This window comes from uncultured Mycobacterium sp. (assembly GCF_964249325.1).
GTDB lineage: Bacteria > Actinomycetota > Actinomycetes > Mycobacteriales > Mycobacteriaceae > Mycobacterium.
Genome location: NZ_CAXUCH010000206.1, coordinates 1 through 7,692, shown reverse-complemented (window position 1 = coordinate 7,692; position 7,692 = coordinate 1). Strand labels below are relative to the sequence as shown.

The 7,692-nt window shown below is 67.3% G+C and carries 8 protein-coding genes; 5 read left to right on the top strand and 3 right to left on the bottom strand.

All coding sequences use genetic code 11. The features are described from left to right. Window positions 1-248 (top strand): hypothetical protein (locus tag ACFE99_RS19955; protein WP_375488154.1); only part of this gene is annotated, 248 nt, incomplete at its 5' end. 64 nt (window positions 249-312) lie between these two features. Beyond that, the gene (locus ACFE99_RS19950) at window positions 313-1,179 is read left to right on the top strand and encodes a DUF4333 domain-containing protein (protein ID WP_375488153.1); all 867 of its coding nucleotides are present in this window, start codon (window positions 313-315) and stop codon (window positions 1,177-1,179) included. 69 nt (window positions 1,180-1,248) lie between these two features. On the opposite strand, the gene ACFE99_RS19945 is transcribed toward ACFE99_RS19950, so the two are convergent. Beyond that, the gene (locus ACFE99_RS19945; protein WP_375488152.1) at window positions 1,249-2,199 is read right to left on the bottom strand and encodes a 5'-3' exonuclease H3TH domain-containing protein; all 951 of its coding nucleotides are present in this window, start codon (window positions 2,197-2,199) and stop codon (window positions 1,249-1,251) included. 23 nt (window positions 2,200-2,222) lie between these two features. Here ACFE99_RS19945 and ACFE99_RS19940 point away from each other — a divergent pair, with 23 nt between their 5' ends. Genes ACFE99_RS19940 through ACFE99_RS19930 form a run of 3 tightly spaced genes read left to right on the top strand, consistent with a single transcriptional unit; the run spans window position 2,223 to window position 6,293 of the window. Continuing rightward, a complete protein-coding gene (locus tag ACFE99_RS19940; protein WP_375488151.1) occupies window positions 2,223-3,341 on the top strand; it encodes a M24 family metallopeptidase in 1,119 nt (372 codons plus the stop codon). 29 nt (window positions 3,342-3,370) lie between these two features. Continuing rightward, window positions 3,371-5,623: an alpha/beta hydrolase-fold protein gene (locus ACFE99_RS19935; protein ID WP_375488150.1), complete on the top strand. Its 2,253-nt coding sequence runs from the start codon at window positions 3,371-3,373 to the stop codon at window positions 5,621-5,623. Between the two features lie 4 nt (window positions 5,624-5,627). Then, entirely contained in the window at window positions 5,628-6,293 is a 666-nt protein-coding gene (locus ACFE99_RS19930) for a GNAT family N-acetyltransferase (protein ID WP_375488156.1), read from the top strand. Between the two features lie 6 nt (window positions 6,294-6,299). Here the strand turns inward: ACFE99_RS19930 and ACFE99_RS19925 are convergent, their stop codons facing one another. After that, window positions 6,300-7,193, bottom strand: a complete 894-nt coding sequence (locus tag ACFE99_RS19925; RefSeq protein WP_375488149.1) for an NYN domain-containing protein — start codon at window positions 7,191-7,193, stop codon at window positions 6,300-6,302. A gap of 67 nt (window positions 7,194-7,260) precedes the next feature. Further along, on the bottom strand, window positions 7,261-7,674 hold the full coding sequence (locus ACFE99_RS19920; protein ID WP_375488155.1) for a F420-dependent biliverdin reductase: 414 nt from the start codon (window positions 7,672-7,674) through the stop codon (window positions 7,261-7,263). Window positions 7,675-7,692 lie beyond the last annotated feature (18 nt).

The following is a 7,692-nucleotide window of genomic DNA, read 5'->3' as shown; positions in this document are numbered from 1 at the left end:
AACCCGACGAGGGCTTCGTCACCGCGATCTACCGCTGGGCCAGCACCGGGGATCTGACGGCGGCGCTGTTCGCCGCCGACGAGTCGGGCGCGGGGGTGTCGGCGGGGGATTTCGTGCGGTGGTGCCGACAGGTGCTCGACCTGCTGGACCAGGTGCGCAAGGCCGCCCGCGAACCTGAGCTGCGGGCCACCGCGCAGCGGGCGATCGACGACGTCCGGCGCGGCGTCGTCGCAGTTGACGCGGGGTAGGCTGACGCCGAGCTACGGTTACATCCGGTGAAGCAGGACCAGGACTGAGAGGACCCGACACACGATGAGCGGACCGCAGGGATCCGACCCCACCCAGCCGTGGCAGCCGCCCGGCCAGGGGGAGAACCAGCAATCCACGGGTGGTGACCAGCCGACTGCTCAGGACTCGTCGCCGTGGCAGCAGCCCGGGGAGCAGTCGACTTGGCAACCGCCGGCGTACACGTCCTCGGAGTACCCGCAATACCAGCAGCAGCCCGGCCAGGTCTACCCGCCATATCAGCAGACCATGCCCGGCTATCCGCAGGCTGAGCAATACGGCCAGCCGACCCAGTACGGCCAGCCGACCCAGTACGGCCAGCCGACCCAGTTCGGCCAGCCCGGCCAGTACGGGCAGCCGGGGCAATACGGCCAGCCGGGGCAATACGGCCAGCCGGAGCAATACGGCCAGCCCGGTCAATATCCGCAGCAGCCGGGGCAGTACGGGCCGCCGGGCCAGTTCGGCCCACCTGGTCAGTACGGTCAACCGGGTCAGTATCCGGGCCAATACGGTCAATTTCCCGGCCAGTATGGCCCTCCGGGGGAACAGCGCCCCAAGCGCTCCACTGCGGTGATCGGCACTGTGATCGGCGTATTCGCCGCGATCGTGGTCGCCGTCGTGCTGGTGCTCGGCTTCTGGGCGCCCGGATTCTTCGTCACCACCAAGCTGGACATCAACAAGGCGCAAGCCGGGGTGCAGCAGATTCTCAGCGACGAGACCAACGGTTACGGCGCCAAGAACGTCAAAGACGTCAAGTGCAACAACGGCCAAAACCCGACCGTCAAAAAGGGTGCCAGCTTCGACTGCGACGTCAGCATCGACGGCACCAAGCGTCAGGTGACCGTGACCTTCCAGGACAACAAAGGCACCTACGAGGTCGGCCGGCCGAAGTAGGCGAACAGACGCAAAATCGCCCTCTTCGGGCACGAAAAGGGCGATTCTGCGTCTTCTCGCGCGGCCGCCTTACGGCAGCGAGTCCAACGCCTTTTGCAGGCGGGCGACTGGCGACCCGACCCCGAGCCGGGTCGCCAGTTCCGCGGTGCGCCGGGGATGGGCGGCCGCCAGCGGCAGGGCATCGGTCCGCGTCGACAACTTGACCGGCGCATCGGTGGCCACCCGCACCACCGGGCCGGCGGCCTCGATGTAATCCGCGGCCTTGCGCAGCTTAGCCCGAACACCTTTGGGCACAGACGATTCCGGATCCTTAGCGGCGGCCAGGATCGCGGCCAGCGAGCCGTGCTGAGCCAACAACGTCGCGGCGGTCTTCTCGCCGATGCCCGGCACGCCGGGAAGCCCGTCGGACGGGTCGCCGCGCAGCAGAGCCAGCTCGGCGTAAGCGGCGCCGGCCCGATCGGCGGGCAGCCCGTAGCGGTCGGCCACTTCACGAGGCCCAAGCAGCGTCGCCTTGGTCAACCCGCGTGCCAGGTAGAGCACCCGGACCTGCACCGGATCGTCGGCAACCACCTGCAGCAGGTCGCGGTCGCCGCTGACCACGACGACAGGGTTGCGGCGTTCCCGCGCGGCCAGTGTCCCGATCACGTCGTCGGCTTCGAACCCTGCTGCGCCGCCGGTGCAGATGCCGAACGCGTCGAGAATCTCCTCGATCATCTCCACTTGCGGGGTCAGTTCGTCAGGCACGTCCTCGACATCTTGGCCCTCCGGGTCTACTTGCTCGACCCGGTGCGCCTTGTACGACGGGATGCGCTCAACCCGAAACTGCGGACGCCAGTCCAGATCCAGGCACACCACCAGCCTTGCCGGCCGCTGTTGGGTGATGACCACGGCCATCGAGTCCAGAAAGCCCCGCACCGCGTTCACCGGTCGTCCGTCGGGCGACGTGATCGAGGACGGCACCCCGTAGAAGGCTCGAAACCACATGCTGGCGCCGTCGAGCAGCAACAGGGGTGAGGGCATGCAGGTCACGTTAGCCTGAGCTCATGGTTTCGCGCCGATTCGACGCCGACATCTATGCCCGCCGGCTCTCCGCATCGATGGCTGCGGCAGCTAGGGCTGGATTGGCCGGGCTGGTCATCACCCCTGGCTACGACATGCAGTATCTGATCGGTTCGCGCGCACAGACTTTCGAGCGGCTCACCGCGCTGGTGCTGCCGGTCTCCGGTGATCCCTGTGTGGTGGTGCCGCGGCTGGAACTGGCCTCGCTCAAGGAATCAGCCGTGCCGGAACTGGGCCTGCCGGTGCACGACTGGGTCGATGGCGAGAATCCTTACCAGCTGGTGGCCGACGCGCTGGGCGGGGGCAAAGTGGCGGTCACCGAGTCCATGCCCGCGCTGCACGTGTTGCCACTCGCCGACGTCCTCGGTGTGACCCCGATGTTGGCGACCGGTGTGCTGCGCGACTTGCGGATGCTCAAGGATGCAGCCGAGATCGATATGCTGCGCACGGCCGGGGCGGCCATCGACCGGGTGCATGCCCGCGTGCCGGGGTTTCTGACCGCCGGGCGAACAGAAGCCGACGTTGCCGCCGACATCGCTGAAGCCATTGTCGCCGAAGGCCATTCGCAAGTGGCGTTCGTCATTGTCGGGTCTGGCCCGCACAGCGCCGACCCGCATCACGAGTGCTCGGATCGCGAACTGCAGGCCGGTGACATCGTCGTCGTCGACATCGGCGGCGCCTGCGGGCCCGGCTACCACTCGGACTCGACACGCACCTACACCATCGGCGAGCCGAAAACTGATGTAGCACAACATTATTTGGTGCTTGAGCGCGCTCAGCGCGTCGCTGTCGAGGCGGTGCGTCCGGGGGTGACCGCCGAGCAGGTGGACGCCGCCGCCCGCGAGGTGCTCGCCGAAGCGGGCTTAAGCGAGTATTTCGTGCACCGCACCGGCCACGGCATCGGTTTGGCGGTACACGAAGAGCCCTACATCGTCGCCGGCAACCAGTTGCCGCTAGCTGCTGGCATGGCGTTTTCCGTCGAGCCCGGCATCTACTTCCCTGGCCGCTGGGGGGCGCGCATCGAAGATATCGTCGTCGTCACCGAGGATGGGGCGATGGCCGTCAACAACCGGCCACACGAGCTGATCGTGGTTCCGGCCTAGCGGCTCGTCGCCCCGCGTAGTTTGGCGTTGTGTCGCTGCTGAACCTCGCGTTGTTGCCGATCCGTATCGCGCTCCGTGTCGCCGAGGCCGTCGTGCACACCGCGCCGCCCGGTGACCTCTTCATGGTCGACGGCATGCCCGAAGGTGTGCCGCCGGCGGCGTTGCAGCCGGAGCCGTCGCTGCCGAAGCCCGCCGGATGGCCGTTCGGGGAAGAGTTTCCCCGCACCTGCGGCACCGGCCGCATGGCCGGTGGTGCACTGTTTTGGACGGATTTTCTGTATGACGACCACGGCGCCACCGGCCTTCCGATCGGCGATTTAAAGATCCAGGCGCCGCCGCGGGGCACCTACGTCTACCCGCACGGTCCCGCGGCCAACAACGGCGCTGACATCTTCCGAGTCGCGATCGGGCTGACTGACACCGACACCTGGTGGCGCATCGACTGGAACACGCTGGTGGACCCCTCGGTACCGATCGCGCTGTTCACCTTCGACACCGACCGCGGCGCCGCGGCTTCCGAGGTGTGGCCGGCCGGCGCCGGAATACGTTCCGCCGGCATCGACTTGGCACTGCTGGTCTCCGGCAGCGGCGCGCGGCTGATCGACCTCGCCACCCAGGCGACAACGCCGGTCGAGCACAGCGTCGACAAGGAATCGCGTTCCTTCCTAGCGTGGATACCGCGCTCGGTGGTGGAACCCGCCGGTATCTGGACCGTTCGGCTGGCGGCGGGCCTGGCCAACCCGGCCGGCGACGGTTTCGCCGGTGTGACCCGCGAGCAGGGCGCGCGGGACAGCCAACCCAACGTCTACAACGTCACCTTCCGCACCAACGAGCAGGAGCCGCCGCACCTGAACTTCTGGTCGGACAAGGCACAAGCCGCCGCCCTGACCGAGGGCGATGTATCGCAATTCTCGCTGGCCGTAGCATGGGACCAGCTTGCGGGCCGCGCAGAAACCCCAGAGCCGGTCATCACCGGCCCGTCCACCCGGTGGTACGTGTCCTCGGTCGAGCTGGGCCGAGGCGGCGTCGCCGACCAGGACATCCTGGACATTCTGAACACCAAGCCGCTTTTCCTCGGGCGGGTACAGCCCTGCTCGATCTGCCTGCCGGCGACCTACACGCCCGGCAGCAAGCTGCCGCTGACCCTGCTGTTGCATTCGCTTTCACTCGGGCAAAGCCAATTCGCCGCGCTCGACCCGCGCCTGCTGCACGAAGTGTGCGACGCCCGTGACTCGGTGGTGGTCACGCCGCTGGCCCGCGGCCCGTCGTGTTGGTACTTCGACGAGGGCGAACTTGACGTGTGGGAAGTGTGGGCGCGGGTAGCCGAACAGCTCGGCACCGACCCCAATCGCACTGTGATTTCCGGCTATTCCATGGGCGGCTACGGCACCTACAAGCTCGGGCTGGCCTACCCGGAAGTGTTCGCGCAGGCGGTCGTGCTGGCCGGCCCACCGACATGTGGCGTTCGGCTGCTGCCCGACATCGACATTCCAGCAGACTTGGACCTGGACTCGCACTGCGCACGGGAGGGCGACACCTGGCGGCTGCTGGTCAATGCCCGTTGGCTTCCGTTCGTCATTGCCCACGGGCAGTTCGACGAACTGGTGCCGTTCGCGTCGGCTGCTGAGCAGGCGCTGGAATTCGACCGGCTCGGCTACCGGTACCGGTTCACCGACTATCTGTTTGAGGACCACATCGCCTGGGTGTTTCAGGACAGGTTCGACGACGCGGTCGCCCACATGGGCACCGGTCTACGCCAAGCCGATCCGGGCCACATCACCTTCGCGTGGTATCCACAGCTGGTAAGTGCCGACCTCGGTATCGGTCCGCACCAGGTGTGGTGGTTGTCCAAGCTGGCGGCCGACCCGAAGCGCGGGGCGATTGCCGAGGTCGACGCGCGCTCCTACGCCCGCCCGGACGCCACTCACACCACGCGGCGACACCGGGGGTTCACGCTGTTCGACCGCACGCCGGGGTTATTCTCGGAGCTCAAATGGCTGCCCGGTCCGGCCGCGGCACCGCTGCCGTATCTGACCCTGCGTCTCACCGGCGTTGCGAGCCTCACCGTGGACGTGGCCCGTGCCGGGTTGGCGTCGTTGCCGTCGTCGACGCTCGCGGTCGCGACCGACACCGGCACCCACATCACGCTTGACGCCCTCCCAGCGGCTGCGACGGTGCAGCTCGACGGTCAGCCGACCGGTCGCATCGTGGAGGTGCCGCAAGGACGACACCAGATCACACTGGCCGTCTCCGATGCGCACCGGCCTGCGGGGCTACGCTGATGCGATGATCGATCAAGACCGCACCGCCGCCCGCCGTGACATCACCGACGCCTTGATCAAGGCGCTCGAACGGCGGCATGAGGTGTTGGACGCGATCGTGGACGCTCCAGACCGACCCGCCGCGGTCGACGCGATCGTCGCCTTGCTCGGCACCTCCCGCCTCGGCGGCGAGGCGGTGATGTCGATGGCGTTTGACCAACTCACCAAGGACGCACGGCGCAAGATCGCGGCCGAGCTCGACGACCTCAACAGCCAACTGAGCTTCACCCTCAACGAGCGCCCGGCGAGCGCGGGCGACACCCTGGAGCTGCGGCCGTTCGCCGGCGAGTCAGACCGCGACATCTTCGCCGCTCGGACCGCGAACATAGGCGCCTCGGGCGACGGATCCGGCGGACCGGCCGGCGGTCTCGACGACGAGATTCGCTCGGCACTGGCACGGATCGACGCCGAAGAGGCCGCCTGGTTCGTCGCCGTCGACGGAACGCAGAAGGTCGGAATGGTCTTCGGCGAGCTGGCCGGCGGCGAGGTCCACGTCCGGATCTGGATCCATCCCGATTACCGGCACCGCGGCTACGGCACCGCCGCGCTGGCCAAGTCACGACCGGAAATGGCGCGCTATTTCCCCGCCGTGCCGCTAGTGATCCGCGCGCCGGGCGCCACGCCCCTCTGACGATCGTTAGCTATCGGCGCGCAGCCGAACCAGGCGCGTCGTGCTGCTCTCGTCGAGCTCCACCAATTCGCTGCGCGACCGCAGGAAGTCGCTGAACGAGCGGAAGCCCAGCGACTTTTCACTAAACGACGGATCCATCCGCTTCATCTGCGCCTTTACCGCCGAATTGTGCAACCACTCCGCGTCGTCCTTCTCGTGACCCATCCGCAGAGCCCGCGCCAGTAAGCCCGTAGCCGCGGCCTGCGGGTCAGGCGGCGCCTGCTCTTCGTCAGGCTCTTGTGTTGCTTTGGTGCGACGGGGACGTCGCGTCGGTGTCGCGCCCGCCTTGTCGCTCCCAGCCGGCTCGGGCACGGGGACGCCCGGCAACGCGTCGTAGGTCAGGAACTCATCACAAGCGGCGGTGAGCGACCGGCTGGTCGAACCAGCCACCCCAATCCCGACCACATAGCGGCCGAGCCGCTTACAGCGCTGGGCAAGCGCGATGTAATCCGAGTCGCCCGCCACGATGACGACATGGGTCAGGTCGGGCAGCCGGAACATGTCTTCGACCGCATCGACCGCGAGCCGGATATCCGCACAGTTTTTGCCGTACGCCGCCGCTGGAAACAGCTGCACCAAATCGACTGCGCGACCGACCAATTGGCCGCGATAGCTCGCGTTGACATCAGCTGACCAGTCGGCATAGGCCTTGGTGAGCACCAGAGTTCCAAACGACGAGGCGAAATCGATGATGGCTCCGACGTCGACGGTCGCCTTCGCCAGCCGTTCGGGCTCCTTGTCGAATCCGCGCGCCTTATCCCGCTGGAACGAGTTGCGGCCGTGAACCTGGTCATAACGCGACATCACAATGTTGTCGAAGTCGAGGTATACCGCGACACGCGTCCCGGCAGGTTCGGTCATGGACCTAGTCTGGCTCAGCGATTCCAGCTCGTAGCGACTTTTCAACCGGCAAGAGGTTGTCTGAGTGTCAGCCCTCGGTCCGCTCCAGCAGGTGGGCGGACCCCAACACCCGCTCTACCTGGACCTCGATGACCACCCGTCGCGGGTTGGGCCGCGGCGTGCGGTACCGCTGGGCATAGCGCAGCTCGGCGTCACGCACCGCGTCGATATCGCTGTTCACACTGGCCCGCCCCTCGAGTGAGAGCCAGCGGGCGCCGTCGACCTGGCTGAGCACGGCGACCCCGCCGCGTTCGGCGTTGACCGCCTTCTGCGAACCGCCGGTGGTGATGACCCGGGCGATGTGGGTCTTGGGGTCGAAGGTGAAGCCCACCGCTACCACGTGCGGCGAATTGTCGGCGCGCAGCGTGGTCAGCATCGCCAGATGGCGCTCGGTGAGGAACGCCAGCGCGTCGTTGCTGAGCCGGGTAGTGGTTTTCGCCATCGCGGCCAACGTTAGCGC